Here is an 18,600-nt window from a genome sequence, read left to right on the forward strand (position 1 = left end):
TGTCCTATTTTACGAGTGTTCTTCTTTAGATAACTTCGTGTCATTCTTGATACGCAGCGATGTGTTCTCGGATACAGCGGTTCCAGGAGAACCGCTCTTCAACGAAAGCAGTCGCATTTCTGGAAAGTTCACGATATTTCTCGGGATCGTCACGCAGTTCAGCGATACGGTCTCTAATTTGTTCAGGTGAACGTTCATCTACAAGATATCCGGTTTGACCCTCTGAGAGTGCTTCAGGAATACCACCACTACGGGTGCCAATCACTGGGACCCCGAACTTCTGGGCTTCTAGAAACACCAATCCCAATCCTTCGATATCACCTTCATCGCGAAGATAAATTGACGGTAAACAGAAGACGTCAGACTGTTCGTACAGCGATGATAGTTGACTATGGTCCACTTGGCCTAAGAAGAATATTTGTTCTTCGGCTTCTGGGGGTACTTGTTGCTCTAATGTTTGGCGCTCCACCCCATCACCCGCAACTAGCAGTGTCACGTTCGACATCCCTGAGACTGCCCTCACGAGGTCTGCTATGCCTTTCCGCTTTACCAACCGTGCCACCGTTAGGACTACGAGGTTCTCATCTGGAATTTCGATGTCGGCTATTGGGTTGGAGTCGTCTACTTCATTCTCTGTAAACCAAGGCGTCCCTGGGTAGATACGGCGACTGTCGAATTCCATCTGATATTTTTTGTGAGTCTTATCACGTGTAGAGTCACTAAAAAATAGGATTTCGTCAAGATTATTGAACATGTATCGGTGTACTGGGCCCAATATAGGATGCCCTTCTAGACTGAGTGCGTCTAGTCCGTATACTGTAGAGAATGTCCTCGTTGAATCGAGTAATTTGTTAGACAGAGCTGCTATCAGTCCGCTTTGGTAGAGTGTTAGTGCGTGGATGACATCAAATGAATTTTTGCGTGCCCATGAGAGTCCAAAGACTAGTTTCTTCGGTGTGTTCTCCGTATTAACGCGACGTATTGACAAATTTTTGTGTTCTTCGTCATCACCTGGTGTGAAAGCAAGAACATCAACATGTTCTACTTCGGGCGCTTGTGTGAGTCGCGTAACGAATTGATCAGCGAAAATCTGTATCCCTCCAATTTCGGGAGGAAAAGCATCAGTAACAATCCCAACTCTCATTTGTGTTCACCTTCCTATTCAGATTATATATAATTGGCGAGTAACCGACTATGAACACTGCTCTGGCTTGATTCCAATAGTTTCAATCATCCTATTAAACATTAGTGCCGATAGTACATGTCCATAGAACAGCGTGAACATCACATATAATCAATCACGCAACATATTGGTCTTCAATACGTTCTACTACTGTATCCCATTCATAAATTCCCGACGGGCAGAATTCAACAGACATTATCGCACGGATTGCATTAACAATCGATTCGGGCCTGACATCTTTGACTGACGTGACACCCTCTCTCTTGATCCAGTCAATGAGTGCGCCTCGCTCTCGAACCACGCAGGGGGTTCCAGTCGAGAGGGCTTCCGCAACTGTCATTCCGTACGCTTCGAACTCACTCAACGTTACGAAAACTTCCGCACCTGCATAGATCTCTCGCAATTCGGTGTCGTCAACGTAGCCAAGAAAGTGAACTCTATCTTCGACACCTTCCTGTTTTACAATTCGTGCTAACTGTTTTGCATAATTCCCACATCCTGCGACGAGCAGGTCGAATTCGGGGAGGTCAGTCATCGCACGAATCACGTGCTGGACACCTTTGTACTCCTCTAACCGTCCAACTGTGAGGAGATACGGTCGTTCCCGATCGAACGGCGTGGCCGACGTGAACCGCTCGACGTCGAGTCCGTTCGGTATCACCGTCGCATCGACGTCGAAGTCCCTTGCCAATTGTTCGCGTTCCCACTCGCTGACGGCGATGACAGCGTCGGCACGTCTGACTGCCCACCTGCCGAACGGCCTGTAAAGCGACAGCAGTCTCTCCCGAACCGAACTCGCGCTGCCACCGTGGTAGTGCGTCGTCACGACGAACCGTCGCTCACCGACACCCAGCGCCGCGAAAAACAGCGGGAACGAGTGATAATTGTGTGCGTGGACGACATCGGCGTCCGCGTTCCGAACTGCCCGCATGATCTGCGGGCAAATATGCATGGCACCGTCCGGTGCGACCCCACGGTAGCGCTTAATACGAACGCCGTTTCGGCGCTCGCGTCGAAACCCGTCCCCGCCAGCGTCAGCCGTGAGGACAGTAACCTCGTGCCCACGATCGACGAGGCGCTCTGAAATTTCTGCTACGTGTGTCTCCACACCTCCGGATTGCGGCGGATACCGCGGCGTCACCTGCAATATCTTCATTCGTACTGGTCTCGCAGTTCTTCGTCGACTTCCCAAATCGCACTCCCTTCCCCGCGCAGCAGTTTCACACTCGCAAAGAGCAGCGACACCTGCGTATCGAAGAGTGCGTAGGCGGGCTGGAGCGACCCGAGTTTATCGCGTGACCCGAGAGCGACGAACGCGGCGACGGCACCGGGTACAACGAGTCCAAGGGGGCCACCGAGGGCGAACCCGACGAGCGTCGTCACCGACAGCACGCCAGTGAGCAACCACGGCGAAACGATCATAAACCACCAGTTGAACGGGAGAACGACAGCCCCGTACATTCCGTACCGACCCAATGCGTCGCGGTGCTGGGCGAGGAGTCGAACCAAGCCCATCGCACGACGGTCTTTCTGCGTTCGCCGCTTCGAGAACGCAGAGTGCGACGCCTCCTTGTAGCGGATGTCGGGGTCGAAGACGACGCGTTTGCCGTTCCGACGAATCAGCAGTGCCAGTTCGGTGTCGTCGGCGATGGAGTCCGGGTCAATGGGAACGATTTCGTCGTTTTCGAACGCGGAGAACGGCCCGTGGAAGATGAGCGTCGAATCGAGATGTGATTCGAGCGTTTGGATGGTCGCTTGGATTCCACGGTACCCCTCTTCGACGCCGCTGCCTCCCAGGACGTCTGCGTTTCGGCCGGTGACCGCGCCGACGTGAGGGTCGGCGAGGTTGGCGGCCGCGACACGGAGCGCATCGGGTGCGACTTTCGAGTCGCAATCGGTCTTGACCACCATCTCGTTTTTTGCGGCGGCGTAGGCGTCGTTGAGCGCAGGGGCGAGACCACGACGCTCGTCTTCTTCGATGAGGTTCAGCGTCGGCGCGTCGCGACGCTCGAACCAGTCACGGATGATGTCTCGCGTCGAGTCGTCGCTCGAATCCACGATGACAACTTCGACTTTCTCCATCGGGTAGTCGAGCGCGTAGATGTCGTCGAGTTTGTTTTCGATGATTCGTTCCTCGTTGTACGTCGGCAGCACGATGCTGACTGTCGGTTCCGCGTCCTGCTTGTTCGCCGGAGAGCCCTCCGGATCAACCACGTAGTAGAGCAATCCGTAGAGCAGATACGGGATCCCCGTGAGCGAAAAAAGGAACACCGCCCCTTTCACCAGACGGCGAGCGAGAGTGCGCATACCCCCGGTTGAACGAGAGTGATAAAAATAACACGGGTCTCTCGCTTTGCTACCGTCCTCCAGAGTTCATATCGGTAGTGACTACCTCTACATTAGGTGCAATACCGACTGAAGTACACCCCACACAATTTCCCGGAAGGACACCTTCGTTATCGTCATCCCAAGGCTCTGATTTAATTAGAGACCGACGGCTCTTGAAATCCTTCCGCGTTGACATCCCAAAGAGCTACTCTTTCCACCGGATTTCGTCGATCCGGTTAGAAACGAACCTCTCAGCAAATCCCCAGACGTGAAGAGGGTTTCAACAGAGCCAGACCGACCTAAGTGAGCTCCATCGAATGGACCAACACTTCAGGGGGAGACAGACTGGATACACAGGACACCAAATTCGCAAATATGGGCGAGTCGGTGATTGTTGAGTGAACGTGAACTGCGCTGGTCGAAGCAAGTGTGAGTGCCGATGATGGGCGAGGAGACTTTCTGCGAAGATACGAAAACAGACAATACACCACCTGCACGGTGAGGTGTACCGGTGATGAGAGAGAAAGGATAGGCGCCACGATTCGAAGATCCTGTGAGTACGTCGACGAGCACAGACCTGTGAGGAAACAAGAAACCACAGTCGGAGCGGCGCTACGGCACGAAAACACGCGGGGGGATTGATAGAATGAGGTCAGTTGTCGACAGGGCCTCGGCACCAAATTCACACCCGCGCGAACGACGACACGAATACACCCTTGCGGAAAACGGGCGAGTGTGTACACCCCTAATATCGGAGGGTGTACCGGGTCGAGCCGAAGACACTTAAAAACAAAAAGGGTGTAGAGGATAGGCAAATAAGTACAAGGGTGTACGAGTACCAAGCAGCTTCGACCCACACGCACGAGAGATTTTGATCTAGCTAGGGCTCCAGTACTGCCCGCGTGATTTACATCCTCCCCGCGCTAAAGCGCGAGGATTCCTCCGTTGGGGGTTCGGCTACCGACCCACGGTGGCAACTTGCGGGTTTGTACGCACTTCTTTGGGACGTTCGTGAGGGTATGGTTTCCCCGACAAATCGTGGTCGTCCCACTCAAATCGCACGGGCCGTGCCATCGGCCTGAGTTCGCAATCGTTGTTTTCTCGAAGGAACGTCTCTGACGCCGTGAGGTCGGCGTGTCCCTCGAACCCGCACGGACACGTCAGCGTATCCTCGTGGCGAACTGTCTTTTCGTGGTCGCCACACTCGGGGCACGTCTGACTCGTCCACGCTTCCGACTCGGCTTCGAGAGAGATGCCGTACTCCTCACAGACGTACGCGAGACGGTGGATGAACTTCTTGAACGCCCAGAAATTGTGCGTCTTCTCGTTCACTCTGACCGACCAGTACGTTTCCAGCACGTTGGTCAAGTCGCCCACATACACTGTCGCCACGCCCTCGTCGTACAGCCGTTCAACAAGGTCGCGCACCAGCGCGTTCTGTGCGTGGTCACGACGGTTCGTCCGCTGTCGGTACAGCCGTCGAATCCGCTTGGAACTGTATCGTCCTTCACGGAGTCGTCCGGAAGACTCCGTCTTCCGTGATTCCGAGAGATTCCGTCTCTCGGGGAATTTCGACTGTAGGCGGGGGATTTCGTCTGTCGTCTCGCGGAAACGTCCGAACAACTTCCGTCCGTCGTAGAGGTACTGGTTCCCAGTGGTCGTGGAACAGGCGACGAGATTGTTCGCGCCAACGTCGAGGGCGGCTTCATGCGAAGCCAGTGGTGAATCCAGTCGAGAATCAGATACGGTGACTGGTTGGAGAGCCCTGAACGTGTCGCTCACTTCGCCGTACGCAAGTTCCAGACGACCCTGTTTGCCGTCCCACTTCGGGTTACCTCGGACTTCGAGGCGGAGTCGTTCGTGGTAGCCGAGTCCGTATTCGTCTTTTAGTTCTTGCCCGACAGGGATTTCGAGACGCGACCGCTTGCCCCACTCTATCGTGTACTGTTGCCCCAGTACGACGGTGGGTTGGCGTACTCGCTTTTCTCCTTGAGGGCGAAGAATGACTGCCACGCTTCGCTGTTCTTGCGCGTGACCTGTTGGACGGTCGCACTTCCGACGACGCCGTTGTAGCGTCCTCGGTATTCCGATGTGTCCCACACGTCGCCGTCACCGAAGTAGTTCTGACGGCGTTCGTAGGTGAGTTCGTTCCACAAGGAAGTGGAGGCGCCGAGTAGCCGTAGGAGGCACTCTTTGTCGTTCTCGGTCTGTGGAACGACCTCGAAGGTGTTGACGTGCTTCATTTGTCGCCACCTTCCTGTTCAGCGATGTACTGTTCGACAGTGCCCTTCGATGCGCTTCCCGCTGTTCCGACGTAGTACGAACGAGTCCACTTCACGCGGTCGTCGTAGCGTTGGTTGTACTTCCGCGCGGAGATGCCCTTGACCCAGTTGACGATGAGTGACGGGGCGTTCTTCGGCGGACTCCCGATGAACAGGTGTACGTGGTCGGGCATGACCTCGCACTCGGCCAGTTCGAGGTCTTTGTCCTCACAGATTTCCGCGAAGATGGTTTCGAGACGTTCCTTCGTCTTTCCCGTCAGGTGCGAACGCTGATACTGATCGGAACCCTGTTCCGCGAGGTCAGCGGAATCTTCGATTCCGCCCGACTTCGGCACGAACACTATGTGGTAGTAGAGTTCGTATTTCGCGTGATGGGTACTCTTTACTATCTATACATACTATCATGGTCAGACGGCTTAATGATTGCGTTGGAACCCCGTCTATGCCATTGTCGGCGGTTGAATACTGTGGGTCGGATTCATCCCCGTCGCCAGATTACATCTGGCGGGCAACCAGAACGCGACGCGTTCTGGTGACGCCCTGAAGGACGGGGCTTTCGCCTCGAATTTCCCGTAAAGCGTTCAGGTGTACAACGTAGTCGCGTCCGTGATAGTAAAGAGAAAACCCTTTTGAGAAGTCCTCCACCACCACAGTAACAATGCCCACCCCCGACTCCGTCTGTGTCCTCGTCCCCACCTACAACGAGGCGGAAACAATCGCCGATGTCGTCTCCGACTATCGAGACGAGGGATACACCAACGTGCTCGTCATCGACGGTGGGTCTACGGACGGAACGCGGGAGCTCGCAGAAGAGGCTGGCGCACACGTCGTCGTCCAATCCGGGTCGGGCAAAGGTCAAGCAGTCAGAGAAGCCGTCGAGGACCACATCAAAGCGACATACATCCTGATGCTCGACGGCGACGGCACCTACGAAGCGACGGACGCCACCGAGATGCTTGACCCGCTCGCCGAGGGGTACGAGCACGTCATCGGTGACCGCTTCGCCGACATGCGGCCGGGTGCGATGACGCGACTCAACAGGGTCGGAAACCGCATCATCAACCGGGCGTTCGCGTTCATTCACGGTCAGGACTTCCGCGACATCCTCAGTGGCTACCGGGCGTTCACTCGCGAGTCGTTCCTCGACATGACGCTCACCTCCGATGGCTTTGGCGTCGAGACGGAGATGGCCGTCGAGTGCGCGAAACGCGGCGTCAAGACGACGGTCGTCCCCACCACCTACTACCCGCGGCCCGACGGCTCGGACACGAACCTCAAACCGATCCGCGACGGCGGTATCATCTTTCTCGAACTGTACCGCCGCGCCAAGACCAACAACCCGCTGTTCTACTTCGGCAGCGTCGGATTCGCGTCGACCGCGACCGGAGTCGGTCTCGCCCTGTACGTCGCCTACGACTGGGTCGTTCGCTCGATCTCGCACGAGGTCATCGCGGTCGTCTCCGCGGCGGGCATCCTCTTCGGCGTGCAGCTGCTGATGTTCGGCGTACTGTCGGACCTCATCCTGTCGCTGCATCGCGAGCAGATGAAGCGCATCGAAGAACTGCAGTGAGCGTCGGCCCGCGCCGGCTGTCTGGACCGGGTGAACCGACCGAGACCGCCCTCAGAACGGGACGAGCGAACGAAGCCGACCCATCAGGCTCTTTGACGCTTTGGCGCGAAACTCCTCGAACACCGGGTGGAGCGTCTCCAAGAGGTCGCGACGAGAGTCGAATCGGTCCTTCGGAGCGGCGGCGAGGGCGTCGCTTATCGCGACCGTATTGCCCGCGGCGTCAATCGGCACGGCGACGTCGTCGAGCGCTCGCACGATCTCGCTTGCGTCTGCCGGGTAGTCGATATCTGCGGTGTCGACGTCATCGGCGAGTGCGGCGATACCGAATTCGATTGAGTCCGGCTCCGACGTATCGTTCTGCGGCGGTCTCGCGGCCATCGAACGTGTATACGATGTCCCGCATGGAAAAACCCCCGACCTTCGGGGACATCGCCGGTGAGCGCCGGGAAACCGGACGGACGGTCGCAGTCGCCACCGTTGGGGTTAACCCCGCCCGGTGCCACGGTCGAGCCATGACCGAGTACACGACGGTCTCGATCCCGAAGGAGTTGGCCGCTCGCGTCGACGACACCATCGAGGGAACCACCTTTTCGAGCACGAGCGACCTCGTTCGGTTCCTCCTGCGCAGCATCGTCATCCAACACGAGCGCTCCGGTGGGGACCTCTCCGAGTCGGAGTTCCAAGAGATAGCGGAACAGCTGACCGACCTCGGTTACCTGCGGTAGTCAGCCGGGGACGGTCGGGTCAGTCGAGTTCTTCCTGCGGCGGTTCGGCGTCGAGCACGACGAGTTCCAACTTCCGTCCGGCGCGGTCGAAGGCGGCGAGCGTCCGCCGCTCCCACGGGGGGACGGCGAGGAGCACCACGGCCGCGAGGTCGTCGCGCTCCGTGAGCTCGAACGGACCCTGCGGATGGGTGAGAAAGCGGGCGCGGCCGCGCCCGGCGGGCGTGCCGAGGTCCATGCCGAAGACGGCGCTCACGGACTGGCCGGCTTCGGACATGTAGAAGTGGGTGAGAACCGGCGTCTCCGGGTCGAGCCCGAGGTCCTCGTCGAACTCGCCGGCGGGCGTGGGCGCGAGAACGACGTTCGCGGGCTTCGGCTCGGCCTCTTCGCCCATTTCGAGGAGGACGTCTACGAGTCCTCGCGTGACGTGAACTCGCCGTCGTTCCGACTCCTCGCCCGCGTTGTCAGCAGTGGGGTCGGCGGTCGGTTCTTCGCTGGAGCGCTGTTCGTCGTCGCTTGGGGGAGTGTAATCAGGCATCAGTTTGAGAGCATCGAGGTGAACGCCCGGGCGTAGGCGCTCGGGAGGTTTCGTCGGGCGTTTCCGAGCGCGGTTCGAAGCTCGTCGCCCGCGTTCACGGGCACGCCAGCACCGTGACCGACGAGCAGCCGCTCGGGGTCGTAGCGCGAGAGCACGCGGCGCGGCGGGACCGGCCGGAGCATCGGGTGGACGCCGAGATGCTCGCCGCGGGCGCAGAAGTAGCCCACCGTGCCGACCGACTCGGGGACGACGAGCAGGTCGTAGTCGTCGTGGTAGAAGCCGACTTCCTGCCACGGTGGGAGAGAGCGGTCGACGAGGCGGAACGCCTCGAAGCCAGAGTCGGCGAGATCGGCCCCGAAGCGCTCGACGGTCGCGTCGAGTTCGTCGGCGACGCCGGTCATCCACGAGGCGACGTAGACGGGGACCTCGTGGCGGTTGGCGATGGTCGCCGAGTCGCGCTTGTGCCGGTCGAGGCCGACGACGACGCCGGCCACGTCGCCGAACTCGTCGAACAGGTCGTCGACGCCGGGGGCATCGACGGGGTCGAACACCCACACGTCGCCGTCGACGGCGACGGCGTGGCTGGCGCGCTGCATGGTCTCGTCGGGGTGTGCGAGCCAGCCGACGCCGTGGTCCCATCGGTCGATCTCGCGGAGGTCGGACGTGCCGCGACCTTTCATCGGCATGTCAGTATCGTGGGGCTCGCGGCGCATAAGGACTCTCCCCGCGGCCGATGCACCCGGTTGTCGTGCTGTTCGTCGCCGGCCGCCGGTCGGCCGCGACGACCGCGAAACGGGCCGCCCGGTCAGAGGTCGTCCGTGTTGATGTCCACGCCCGGCGGGGAGACGACGAGGAACTTCCGGAAGTGCATCAGCTGGCCGTCCATGTCTTTGACGTCGCGTGCGAAGCCCGACGCGAGCTTGTTGAGGTCGCCTTCGATGGCGAGAAAGAGGACGTTGCCGCGGGCGACGGACTGGACCCACTCCTCCGGTGGGGTCGACCCGTCGAGGACGCCGAGGACCACGTCGCCCTCGGCGTCGTCCTCGTCGAGGTGTTCTTCGGCCGTCTGCAAGTTGAGATTGAAATCGCCCATACCCGCCCGGTTGTCGAGCGACGAGAAAAGGGTTCGGTCGGGGCGTGAGTCCGCCGCCGAGCACGCAAAGAGACCATTGTTATCACGTTGCACACGACAGTCGCGTTTCGATCCACGTTTGTCCAGTCGTCGGTGCGCGCACCGGGTACTAAATTTTGTTTCTAAATTCTATTTAGTTGTATTATCATTCCGGAGCCATCGAACAGCGAGCGCACATATCAAGTCACTATATGTCATGGTATGATATAAGGGCGTTTAGGTACTGCGATTACCTCCGAGAGTGGTTGTCACGCAACACTCCCTGAACGTTCGTGATACTGTCGGGGAGAAACATTTAAATAGGAGTTCGGGCACGTGACTGACACGATGTCTCACAAAGACACGGAGGATTCGTCGGGTTCCCCGGCGGGTCGAGTTCTTCCAGGGCACATTAGCCCAACAATCTGAAATCGAAGACGTACGAATCTTCGACACGACGCTCCGCGACGGCGAACAGTCACCGCGAACCTCGTTCAGCTACGAGGAGAAGCGCGACATCGCCGAGACCCTCGACGACATGGGTACCCACGTCATCGAGGCCGGGTTCCCGGTGAACTCGGAGGCGGAGTTCGAGGCAGTGGCAGATATCGCTGCTTCGACGGACGCGACGACGTGCGGGTTGGCCCGCGTCGTCGACAAGGATATCGAAGCCGCGCTGGATTCCGGCGTGGACATGGTGCACACGTTCGTGAGCACCAGCGACGTCCAGTTGGCCGACTCGATGCACGCTTCCCGCGAGGAAGCCGTCGAGCGGGCCGTCCGCAGTGTCGAACACGTCCGCGACGCGGGCGTTGAAGTAATGTTCTCGCCGATGGACGCCACCCGGACGGACGAGGACTTCCTCATCGAAGTCGTCGAGGCCGTCTCCGAGGCGGGCGTCGATTGGATCAACCTGCCGGACACCTGCGGCGTGGCGACGCCGACTCGCTTCGCCCGCATGGTGGCGACGGTCAGAGAACACACCGACGCGAGAATCGACGTGCACGCGCACGACGACTTCGGACTGGCGTCGGCGAACGCGATGGCCGGCTTCGAGGCCGGGGCGGCGCAGGCGCAGGTGTCGGTCAACGGCATCGGCGAGCGCGCCGGCAACGCCGCCTACGAGGAGGTCGTCATGGCCGCCGAATCCCTCTACGGCGTCGACACCGGCATCGACACGACGAAGATAACCGAGCTGGCTCGCGTCGTCGAGGCGGCGTCCGACATCCCGGTCCCGGCGAACAAGCCGGTCGTCGGCCGCAACGCCTTCTCTCACGAGAGCGGCATCCACGCCGCCGGCGTCATCGAGAACGCCGACACCTTCGAACCGGGCGTCATGACCCCGGAGATGGTCGGCGCGACCCGCGAGTTCGTACTCGGCAAGCACACGGGGACGCACTCGGTACGCAAGCGCCTCGCGGACATCGGGTTCGACCCCTCGGACGCCGAGGTCCGGGAGGTCACCCGCCGCGTCAAAGACCACGGCGCGGAGAAAGAACGCGTCGACGACGCGACGCTTGAGGTGTTCGCCCGCGACGTGGGTATCACCCACGAGGACGATACGGAGGAGGAGGTCCGCGCCTGATGGTGCCGGGCTGTGGCCCTACGGGGCGACCGCCCTGCACGCGTTCGACCTCCCGACCGGCGTGCAATCGTTGCCCGCCGCGAAAGCATTATTATCGACGGGACGGACGTGTTGCATACGATGACCTCGCACGACGCACACGCGGTTCGCTCGACCCCGGACGCCGGGGCCAGCGACGCCGCCGTCGGCGCGATTCGGTCGCTCATTATTGTAGGGGCATAGCCCCCTACCACACCATCTCTCCGTCCCGCGTATCCGCACCGTTTTCAGACACGTCCGCAGTCCCCACAATGGCGCACCAGCACCACACGCAGTCACCAGACAACTCGTATCGACGACCGACCACACACCACGGAGCCCACACATGAGCGAACGAACCGCAGCCACGACCGACCCCGACGCGACCGACGCCGCCGACGACTCGACCGAGACGCCGACCGAGGTTACCACGGGTTCGACGGCAGTCGTCCGCGCCCTCGAAAACGCCGGCGTCGAAACCGCCTTCGGCGTGCAGGGCGGGGCGATAATGCCCATCTACGACGCGCTGTACCACTCCGACATCCGTCACGTGACGATGGCCCACGAGCAGGGCGCGGCGCACGCCGCCGACGCGTACGGCGTCGTTCGCGGCGACCCCGGCGTCTGTCTCGCCACGTCCGGTCCGGGCGCGACGAACCTCGTGACCGGCATCGCCGACGCGAACATGGACTCCGACGCGGTGCTCGCGCTCACGGGGCAGGTCCCGTCCGACATGGTCGGTTCCGACGCGTTCCAGGAGACCGACACCACGGGCGTCACCGCGCCCATCACGAAGCACAACTACTTCGCCTCGTCGCCCGACACCGTCGGCGACACCGTCGGCGAAGCGTTCGCGCTCGCCGCCGAGGGTCGCCCCGGTCCGACGCTCGTCGACCTCCCGAAGGACGTCTCGCTCAACGAGACCGACAGCGAGCCGGGGGCGGCGCAGCCGCCCGAGACGTGCCGCGCCCGCACCGACCCCGCCGACTCGCAGGTCGAGGCGGCCGCGCGCGCAATCGAGCGCGCCGAGAAACCGCTCTTGCTGTTTGGCGGCGGCGTGGTCAAGGGCGACGCGACGGAGGTCGCCCGGCAGTTCGCGACCGAGCACCGGATTCCGGTCGTCACCACGATGCCGGGAATCGGCGCGATGCCGGAGGACCACGAACTCTGCCTGTCGTGGGCGGGGATGCACGGCACCGGCTACGCCAACATGGCCATCACGCACACCGACTGTCTCATCGCGGTCGGCACGCGGTTCGACGACCGCCTGACCGGCGGCATCGACACGTTCGCGCCCGAGGCCGAAATCGTCCACATCGACATCGACCCGGCGGAAATCTCGAAGAACGTCCACGCGGACTACCCGGTCGTCGGCGACGCCGGCCGCGCCATCGAGCGCGTCGACGCCGAACTCGACGAGGGTCCCGACGCACCCGAGTGGGTTGACCAGTGTCTCGCGTGGAAAGACGACTACCCGATGGACTACGCGGCCCCGGACAACGAGCCGCTGAAGCCGCAGTTCGTCGTCGAGGCGCTGGACGAGGCCACACCCGACGAGACCATCGTCACGAGCGGCGTCGGCCAACACCAGATGTGGGCCGCCCAGTACTGGACGTTCACCGAGCCGCGGCGGTGGGTTTCGTCCCACGGCCTCGGCACGATGGGCTACGGCCTGCCCGCCGCAATCGGCGCGCGGGTCGCGGCCGACGACGACGAGACGGTCGTCTGCGTCGACGGCGACGCCTCGTTCCTGATGACGATTCAGGAGCTTTCTGTCGCCGTCCGCGAGAACCTCGACATCACCGTCGCCATCCTGAACAACGAGTACATCGGGATGGTCCGCCAGTGGCAGGACGCCTTCTTCGAGGGCCGACGCATGGCCGCCGGCTACGACTGGTGTCCCCAGTTCGACAAGCTCGCCGAGGCGTTCGGCGCGCGCGGCTGGACCGTCGACTCCTACGAGGAGGTTCCCGACGCCATCGAGGAAGCGCTCGCGTACGACGGCCCCTCGGTCATCGACTTCCACGTCGACCCGGCGGAGAACGTCTACCCGATGGTCTCCTCGGGCGGCGCGAACGGCAAATTCGCACTCTCGGAGGACCAGTTATGAGCGACAATCGGACAGGACTGCAGGGCCCCGCGCCCGACGAGCGGCCACACCCCGACGGCCGCCGCAACGCGCAGGGCATCCGCATCGACCCCGAAGCGGAATCGGAACACGAACCGCGGCGCGCGGTCTTTTCGGCTATCGTCGAGGACGAACCCGGTGTGCTCTCGCGGGTCGCCGGCCTCGCCGCCCGCCGTCAGTTCAACATCGAGAGCCTCACCGTCGGCCCGACGACGGTCGACGGCCACTCCCGAATCACGATGGTCGTCGAGGAGCCCGAACCGGGCATCGACCAGATAGAAAAACAGCTCGCGAAGCTCAAGCCCGTCATCTCCGTCGGCGAGCTGGACGACGACGCCGTTCGCGCGGAACTCGTCCTCCTGAAGGTCCGCGGCGAGGACCCCGACAAGGTCCACGCAATCACGGAGATGTACGACGGCCACACCCTCGACGCCGGGTCGGAGACCATCACGGTCCAACTCACCGGTGACGAGCGCAAGATAGACGACGCCGTCGACGCGTTCCGGCGGTTCGGCATCATCGAAATCGCCCGAACCGGCCAGACCGCGCTCGCCCACGGCTCGAAGAAGACCGTCCCCGGAGAGGAACCCGGAACCTCCGGCGAACCCACCAAACCGAACACCAACACCCAATGACCGAACTCACCACGGAAGTTTACTACGACGACGACGCCGACCGCTCCCAGATCGACGACAAGACCGTAGCCGTCATCGGCTACGGCAGTCAGGGCCACGCCCACGCGCAGAACCTCGCCGACAGCGGGGTCGACGTGGTCGTCGGCCTCCGCGCGAACTCCTCGTCCCGCGACGCCGCGGAAGCCGACGGCCTCCGCGTCAAAGAGCCGGCCGCGGCGGCCGCCGAGGGGGACATCGTCTCCGTGCTCGTCCCCGACACCGTCCAGCCGGCGGTGTTCGAGGAGATTCGCGACTCCCTCGACGCGGGCGACACGCTCCAGTTCGCCCACGGCTTCAACATCCACTACAACCAGATTCGACCCCCGGAAGACGTCGACGTGACGATGGTCGCGCCGAAGTCGCCGGGCCACCTCGTCCGCCGTAACTACGAGGCGAACGAGGGGACGCCGGGTCTCATCGCCGTCTATCAGGACGTGACGGGCGACGCCAAGGAAGAGGCGCTGGCGTACGCACACGGCCTCGGCTGCACCCGCGCTGGCGTCATCGAGACGACGTTCCAGGAGGAGACCGAGACCGACCTGTTCGGCGAGCAGGCCGTCCTCTGCGGCGGCGTCACCTCGCTGGTCAAGCAGGGCTACGAGACGCTCGTCGACGCGGGCTACTCCCCCGAGATGGCCTACTTCGAGTGCCTGAACGAACTGAAGCTCATCGTCGACCTGATGTACGAAGGCGGGCTCGGCGAGATGTGGGACTCGGTCTCCGACACCGCCGAGTTCGGCGGGCTGACCCGCGGCGACCGCGTCGTCGACGAGCACGCCCGCGAGAACATGGAGGAGATTCTGGAGGAGGTTCAGGACGGCACCTTCGCCCGCGAGTGGATCCTGGAGAACCAGGCGGGTCGCCCGTCGTACTCCCAGCTCAAGGACGCAGAGGAGAACCACCACATCGAACAGGTCGGCGCGCCGCTTCGCGACCTGTTCGCGTGGGCCGACGAGGAAGACGAGGCGGACGCGGAGAAAGCCGAAGCGCCGGCGGACGACTGAACACGACACCAATGACACGCGACGACACGACAGACTCGATGCGAGACATCAGCCACACGAACCCCTATACGGGCGAGACGTTCACCACGGTCTACGAGCGCGGCCCGGCCGTCACCGACGGCGGTCGGAGCGACGCGACGCCCGCGGCGACGGACGGGGACGCGACCGAGACCCAAACGATGGGCGACGTCGACCACACGCCCCGCAACGGCGAGGGCGCGAACCAGGTCTGGGAGCGCGGCCGCGACGACAGCGTCGTACCGGGTGACCGCCATGAGTGAGGGAACGCTGTACGACAAGGTCTGGGAGGAACACACGGTCTCGGAGCTTCCGACCGGCCAGACCCAGCTGTTCTGCGGCCTCCACCTCATCCACGAGGTGACGAGCCCGCAGGCGTTCGGCATGCTGCAGGAGCGCGACCTCGAAGTCGCCTACCCGAACCGGACGCACGCGACGGTCGACCACATCGTCCCCACGTCGGACCAGTCGCGGCCGTTCCGCGACGACGCCGCCGAGGAGATGATGGCCGAACTCGAACAGAACGTCCGCGACGCGGGCATCAACTTCTCGGACCCGACGTCGGGCGAGCAGGGCATCGTCCACGTCATCGGGCCCGAGAAGGGACTCACCCAGCCCGGCATGACTATCGTCTGCGGCGACAGTCACACCTCGACCCACGGCGCGTTCGGCGCGCTCGCGTTCGGTATCGGCACGAGCCAGATTCGCGACGTGCTGGCGACCCAGACGGTCGCGATGGAGAAAAAGAAGGTCCGGAAGATCGAGGTTACGGGCGAACTCGGCCCCGGCGTCGAGGCCAAGGACGTCATCCTCGAAATCATCCGTCGCCTCGGCACCGAGGGCGGCGTCGGCTACGTCTACGAGTACGCCGGCGAGGCCATCGAGAACCTCGACATGGAGGGTCGGATGAGTATCTGTAACATGTCCATCGAGGGCGGCGCTCGCGCGGGCTACGTCAACCCCGACGAGACCACCTACGACTGGCTGAAGGAGACCGAGTACTTCCAGGAGAACCCCGAGCGGTTCGACGAACTCAAGCCGTACTGGGAGTCCATCCGCTCCGACGAGGACGCCGAGTACGACGACGTCGTCACCATCGACGGCTCCGAACTCGAACCCGTCGTGACGTGGGGGACCACGCCCGGACAGGGCGTCGGCATCACCCAGCCGATTCCGGCCCCGGAGGACCTGCCCGAGGAGAAGCAGGACACCGCCCGGATGGCGCAGGAACACATGGGCGTCACGCCCGGCGAGACGATGGAAGGCTACGAAATCGACGTGGCGTTCCTCGGCTCGTGTACGAACGCCCGCATGCCCGACCTGCGCCGCGCGGCGGAGGTCGTGAAGGGCCGACAGGTCGCGGACGGCGTCCGCGCCATGGTCGTCCCCGGCAGTCAGCGCGTCAAGGCCGCCGCGGAGGCGGAGGGCCTCGACGAGATATTCAAAGACGCCGGCTTCGAGTGGCGCGAGGCGGGCTGTTCGATGTGTCTCGGCATGAACGAGGACCAACTGGAGGGCGACGAGGCCTCCGCGTCCTCGTCGAACCGCAACTTCATCGGTCGGCAGGGGTCGAAAGACGGCCGCACCGTCCTGATGAATCCGCGCATGGTCGCCGCGGCGGCCATCACCGGGCACGTGACTGACGTGCGCGAACTGAAGGAGGTGACCACCGCATGACCGACGAAATCCCCGAAATCGACTCCGCGTCCGGCTCCGGCGTGCCCATCCGCGGCAACGACATCGACACCGACCAGATCATTCCGGCGCGGTTCATGAAGGTCGTCACGTTCGACGGCCTCGGCGAGTTCGCGTTCTTCGACCAGCGCTACGACGAGAACGACGAACCCAAGGACCACCCGCTGAACGAGCCGCAGTTCCAGGACGCCGCCATCATGGTCGTCAACGCCAACTTCGGCTGTGGCTCCTCTCGGGAGCACGCCCCGCAGGCGCTCATGCGCTGGGGCATCGACGCCATCATCGGCGAGTCGTTCGCCGAGATTTTCGCGGGCAACTGCCTCGCGCTCGGTATCCCGACGGTCACCGCCGACCACGAGACGGTCACCGAACTGCAGGACTGGGTCGACGAGCACCCGGACGCCGATATCGACGTTGACGTGGAAAACGAGACGGTCACCTACGGCGACACCACCGTGGACGTGACCGTCGACGACGCACAGCGGAAGGCGCTCACCGAGGGTGTCTGGGACACGACGGCGCTCATGAAGTCGAACGCCGACGCGGTCGCCGAGAAAGCCGCCGCCCTGCCCTACGTCGATGACTGAGGAAATCGTCGTCATCCCCGGCGACGGAATCGGCGCGGAGGTCATTCCCGCGGCGGTTGACGTGCTGAAGGCCGTCGGCGACTTCGAGTTCGTCGAGGCCGACGCCGGCGACCACGTGAAGGAAGCCACGGGCGAGGCGCTCCCGCAGGAGACCTACGACCTCGCGGCCGAGGCGGACGCGACGCTGTTCGGCGCGGCCGGCGAGACCGCGGCGGACGTCATCCTGCCGCTTCGGACCGCGGTGGACTCCTTCGTCAACGTCCGCCCGGCGAAGGCCTACCCCGGTGTGGACGCCCTGCGTCCGGAGACGGACCTCGTGTTCCTCCGCGAGAACACCGAGGGCGTCTACTCGGGTCACGAGGACCGCCTCTCCGAGGACCTCTCGACGCTCACGCGCGTCGTCACCACCTCGGCGTCCGAGCGACTCGCCGAGTACGCCTGCGACTACGTCGGCGGCGAGGGCGGCAGTTTCCAGGTCGCCCACAAGGCGAACGTGATGCGCGAGACGGACGGTCGCTTCCGCGACGCCGTCGTCTCCGTCGCCGACGAGCGCGGCGTCGAGGCCGAGGAGGTCCTGATGGACGCCTTCGCGACGCGCGTCTGTCTGGACCCGACGCAGTTCGACACCGTCGTCTGTCCGAACCTCGCGGGCGACGTGCTGTCGGACCTCGCCGCCGGCCTCGTCGGCGGCCTCGGACTGCTCCCCTCGGCGAACATCGGCCCGGACGCCGCGCTGTTCGAACCGGTTCACGGCTCCGCGCCCGACATCGCCGGCGAGGGCATCGCCAACCCGGCCGCGACGATTCTGTCCGCGGCGATGCTGCTCGACTACCTCGACTACGAGGGCGAAGCCGACCGCGTTCGGTCGGCCGTCGAGGGCGTCCTCGCCGACGGGCCGCGCACGCCCGACCTCGGCGGCGACGCCTCCACGGAGGACGTGACCGCCGCGGTCCTCGCCCGCCTCTGAGCGTCGGCGACGCGCCGAACCGGCGATTCGACGTTCGTTTCGAACGCGCTCGTTTTCGTTTCTGATCGTTTTCTCACCCACGAACACCCCGTTTTCGTTCCTGTGTGGAATCCGTCCATTTCGAACAGATACGGGCGGAATCCAACATAAACAATTAACACTACTCCCCGACCTATCTTCCTCGTAACGA

18 protein-coding genes and 1 pseudogene are annotated in these 18,600 nt (G+C 62.6%); 10 read left to right on the forward strand and 9 right to left on the reverse strand.

Annotated features, from left to right (window positions below):
* Window positions 1-40: 40 nt before the first annotated feature.
* The 5 genes and pseudogenes from FY251_RS17260 to tnpA form a co-directional block, all read right to left on the reverse strand.
* Entirely contained in the window at window positions 41-1,144 is a 1,104-nt protein-coding gene (locus FY251_RS17260) for a glycosyltransferase family 4 protein (protein WP_148416289.1), read from the reverse strand.
* 154 nt (window positions 1,145-1,298) lie between these two features.
* On the reverse strand, window positions 1,299-2,339 hold the full coding sequence (locus FY251_RS17265; protein WP_148416290.1) for a glycosyltransferase family 4 protein: 1,041 nt from the start codon (window positions 2,337-2,339) through the stop codon (window positions 1,299-1,301).
* Window positions 2,336-3,490 (reverse strand): glycosyltransferase, encoded by a 1,155-nt coding sequence (locus tag FY251_RS17270; RefSeq protein ID WP_148416291.1) that lies wholly within the window; start codon window positions 3,488-3,490, stop codon window positions 2,336-2,338. Before FY251_RS17270 ends, FY251_RS17265 begins: the two co-directional genes overlap by 4 nt.
* A 978-nt stretch (window positions 3,491-4,468) precedes the next feature.
* A pseudogene (locus FY251_RS17275) lies at window positions 4,469-5,754 on the reverse strand (RNA-guided endonuclease InsQ/TnpB family protein).
* Window positions 5,751-6,182, reverse strand: a complete 432-nt coding sequence (tnpA, locus tag FY251_RS17280; protein WP_148416292.1) for an IS200/IS605 family transposase — start codon at window positions 6,180-6,182, stop codon at window positions 5,751-5,753. Before tnpA ends, FY251_RS17275 begins: the two are co-directional and overlap by 4 nt.
* Window positions 6,183-6,451: 269 nt before the next feature.
* On the opposite strand from tnpA, the gene aglJ reads away from it, so the two are divergent.
* A complete protein-coding gene (aglJ, locus tag FY251_RS17285; protein WP_148416293.1) occupies window positions 6,452-7,363 on the forward strand; it encodes an S-layer glycoprotein N-glycosyltransferase AglJ in 912 nt (303 codons plus the stop codon).
* Window positions 7,364-7,414: 51 nt separating this feature from the next.
* On the opposite strand, the gene FY251_RS17290 is transcribed toward aglJ, so the two are convergent.
* On the reverse strand, window positions 7,415-7,741 hold the full coding sequence (locus FY251_RS17290; protein WP_042663826.1) for a hypothetical protein: 327 nt from the start codon (window positions 7,739-7,741) through the stop codon (window positions 7,415-7,417).
* A 134-nt stretch (window positions 7,742-7,875) separates the two neighbouring features.
* Between FY251_RS17290 and FY251_RS17295 the strand changes: the two genes are divergently transcribed.
* Window positions 7,876-8,088 carry a ribbon-helix-helix domain-containing protein gene (locus FY251_RS17295; protein ID WP_042663834.1) on the forward strand — a complete coding sequence of 71 codons (213 nt, stop codon included), beginning with the start codon at window positions 7,876-7,878 and terminating at the stop codon, window positions 8,086-8,088.
* Window positions 8,089-8,107: 19 nt separating this feature from the next.
* On the opposite strand, the gene FY251_RS17300 is transcribed toward FY251_RS17295, so the two are convergent.
* The 3 genes from FY251_RS17300 to FY251_RS17310 form a co-directional block, all read right to left on the reverse strand.
* A complete protein-coding gene (locus FY251_RS17300) occupies window positions 8,108-8,623 on the reverse strand; it encodes a hypothetical protein (RefSeq protein WP_148416294.1) in 516 nt (171 codons plus the stop codon).
* Window positions 8,623-9,309 (reverse strand): hypothetical protein, encoded by a 687-nt coding sequence (locus FY251_RS17305; protein ID WP_148416295.1) that lies wholly within the window; start codon window positions 9,307-9,309, stop codon window positions 8,623-8,625. The genes FY251_RS17300 and FY251_RS17305 overlap by 1 nt, the downstream gene beginning before the upstream one ends.
* Window positions 9,310-9,428: 119 nt before the next feature.
* The gene (locus FY251_RS17310; protein WP_148416296.1) at window positions 9,429-9,716 is read right to left on the reverse strand and encodes a DUF5779 family protein; all 288 of its coding nucleotides are present in this window, start codon (window positions 9,714-9,716) and stop codon (window positions 9,429-9,431) included.
* A 358-nt stretch (window positions 9,717-10,074) separates the two neighbouring features.
* Between FY251_RS17310 and FY251_RS17315 the strand changes: the two genes are divergently transcribed.
* The 8 genes from FY251_RS17315 to leuB all read left to right on the forward strand — a co-directional run bounded on the left by FY251_RS17315 (window position 10,075) and on the right by leuB (window position 18,410).
* The gene (locus tag FY251_RS17315; RefSeq protein WP_226908746.1) at window positions 10,075-11,319 is read left to right on the forward strand and encodes a LeuA family protein; all 1,245 of its coding nucleotides are present in this window, start codon (window positions 10,075-10,077) and stop codon (window positions 11,317-11,319) included.
* Window positions 11,320-11,683: 364 nt separating this feature from the next.
* Window positions 11,684-13,447, forward strand: coding sequence for a biosynthetic-type acetolactate synthase large subunit (gene ilvB / locus FY251_RS17320; protein ID WP_148416297.1), 1,764 nt, complete (start codon window positions 11,684-11,686; stop codon window positions 13,445-13,447).
* Entirely contained in the window at window positions 13,444-14,100 is a 657-nt protein-coding gene (gene ilvN, locus FY251_RS17325; protein ID WP_148416298.1) for an acetolactate synthase small subunit, read from the forward strand. The genes ilvB and ilvN overlap by 4 nt, the downstream gene beginning before the upstream one ends.
* Window positions 14,097-15,143, forward strand: a complete 1,047-nt coding sequence (gene ilvC / locus FY251_RS17330; protein WP_148416299.1) for a ketol-acid reductoisomerase — start codon at window positions 14,097-14,099, stop codon at window positions 15,141-15,143. Before ilvN ends, ilvC begins: the two co-directional genes overlap by 4 nt.
* Window positions 15,144-15,154: 11 nt before the next feature.
* Window positions 15,155-15,424 carry a hypothetical protein gene (locus tag FY251_RS17335; RefSeq protein WP_148416300.1) on the forward strand — a complete coding sequence of 90 codons (270 nt, stop codon included), beginning with the start codon at window positions 15,155-15,157 and terminating at the stop codon, window positions 15,422-15,424.
* Window positions 15,417-16,838, forward strand: a complete 1,422-nt coding sequence (gene leuC / locus FY251_RS17340; RefSeq protein ID WP_148416301.1) for a 3-isopropylmalate dehydratase large subunit — start codon at window positions 15,417-15,419, stop codon at window positions 16,836-16,838. Before FY251_RS17335 ends, leuC begins: the two co-directional genes overlap by 8 nt.
* A complete protein-coding gene (gene leuD, locus FY251_RS17345; RefSeq protein WP_148416302.1) occupies window positions 16,835-17,443 on the forward strand; it encodes a 3-isopropylmalate dehydratase small subunit in 609 nt (202 codons plus the stop codon). Before leuC ends, leuD begins: the two co-directional genes overlap by 4 nt.
* Window positions 17,436-18,410, forward strand: coding sequence for a 3-isopropylmalate dehydrogenase (gene leuB, locus FY251_RS17350; protein ID WP_148416303.1), 975 nt, complete (start codon window positions 17,436-17,438; stop codon window positions 18,408-18,410). The genes leuD and leuB overlap by 8 nt, the downstream gene beginning before the upstream one ends.
* The last annotated feature ends 190 nt before the right edge of the window (window positions 18,411-18,600 follow it).

It is taken from the genome of Haloferax sp. KTX1, from assembly GCF_902410085.1.
GTDB classification, from domain to species: domain Archaea; phylum Halobacteriota; class Halobacteria; order Halobacteriales; family Haloferacaceae; genus Haloferax; species Haloferax massiliensis.

Excerpts from the sequence above, each read along its gene's own strand:
- FY251_RS17260 (WP_148416289.1), bottom strand. The coding sequence starts at position 1,144 with ATGAGAGTTGGGATTGTTACTGATGCTTTTCCTCCCGAAATTGGAGGG.
- FY251_RS17265 (WP_148416290.1), bottom strand. The coding sequence starts at position 2,339 with ATGAAGATATTGCAGGTGACGCCGCGGTATCCGCCGCAATCCGGAGGT.
- FY251_RS17270 (WP_148416291.1), bottom strand. The coding sequence starts at position 3,490 with ATGCGCACTCTCGCTCGCCGTCTGGTGAAAGGGGCGGTGTTCCTTTTT.
- aglJ (WP_148416293.1), top strand. The coding sequence starts at position 6,452 with ATGCCCACCCCCGACTCCGTCTGTGTCCTCGTCCCCACCTACAACGAG.
- FY251_RS17290 (WP_042663826.1), bottom strand. The coding sequence starts at position 7,741 with ATGGCCGCGAGACCGCCGCAGAACGATACGTCGGAGCCGGACTCAATC.
- FY251_RS17295 (WP_042663834.1), top strand. The coding sequence starts at position 7,876 with ATGACCGAGTACACGACGGTCTCGATCCCGAAGGAGTTGGCCGCTCGC.
- FY251_RS17300 (WP_148416294.1), bottom strand. The coding sequence starts at position 8,623 with ATGCCTGATTACACTCCCCCAAGCGACGACGAACAGCGCTCCAGCGAA.
- FY251_RS17305 (WP_148416295.1), bottom strand. The coding sequence starts at position 9,309 with ATGCCGATGAAAGGTCGCGGCACGTCCGACCTCCGCGAGATCGACCGA.
- FY251_RS17310 (WP_148416296.1), bottom strand. The coding sequence starts at position 9,716 with ATGGGCGATTTCAATCTCAACTTGCAGACGGCCGAAGAACACCTCGAC.
- ilvB (WP_148416297.1), top strand. The coding sequence starts at position 11,684 with ATGAGCGAACGAACCGCAGCCACGACCGACCCCGACGCGACCGACGCC.
- ilvN (WP_148416298.1), top strand. The coding sequence starts at position 13,444 with ATGAGCGACAATCGGACAGGACTGCAGGGCCCCGCGCCCGACGAGCGG.
- ilvC (WP_148416299.1), top strand. The coding sequence starts at position 14,097 with ATGACCGAACTCACCACGGAAGTTTACTACGACGACGACGCCGACCGC.
- FY251_RS17335 (WP_148416300.1), top strand. The coding sequence starts at position 15,155 with ATGACACGCGACGACACGACAGACTCGATGCGAGACATCAGCCACACG.
- leuC (WP_148416301.1), top strand. The coding sequence starts at position 15,417 with ATGAGTGAGGGAACGCTGTACGACAAGGTCTGGGAGGAACACACGGTC.
- leuD (WP_148416302.1), top strand. The coding sequence starts at position 16,835 with ATGACCGACGAAATCCCCGAAATCGACTCCGCGTCCGGCTCCGGCGTG.
- leuB (WP_148416303.1), top strand. The coding sequence starts at position 17,436 with ATGACTGAGGAAATCGTCGTCATCCCCGGCGACGGAATCGGCGCGGAG.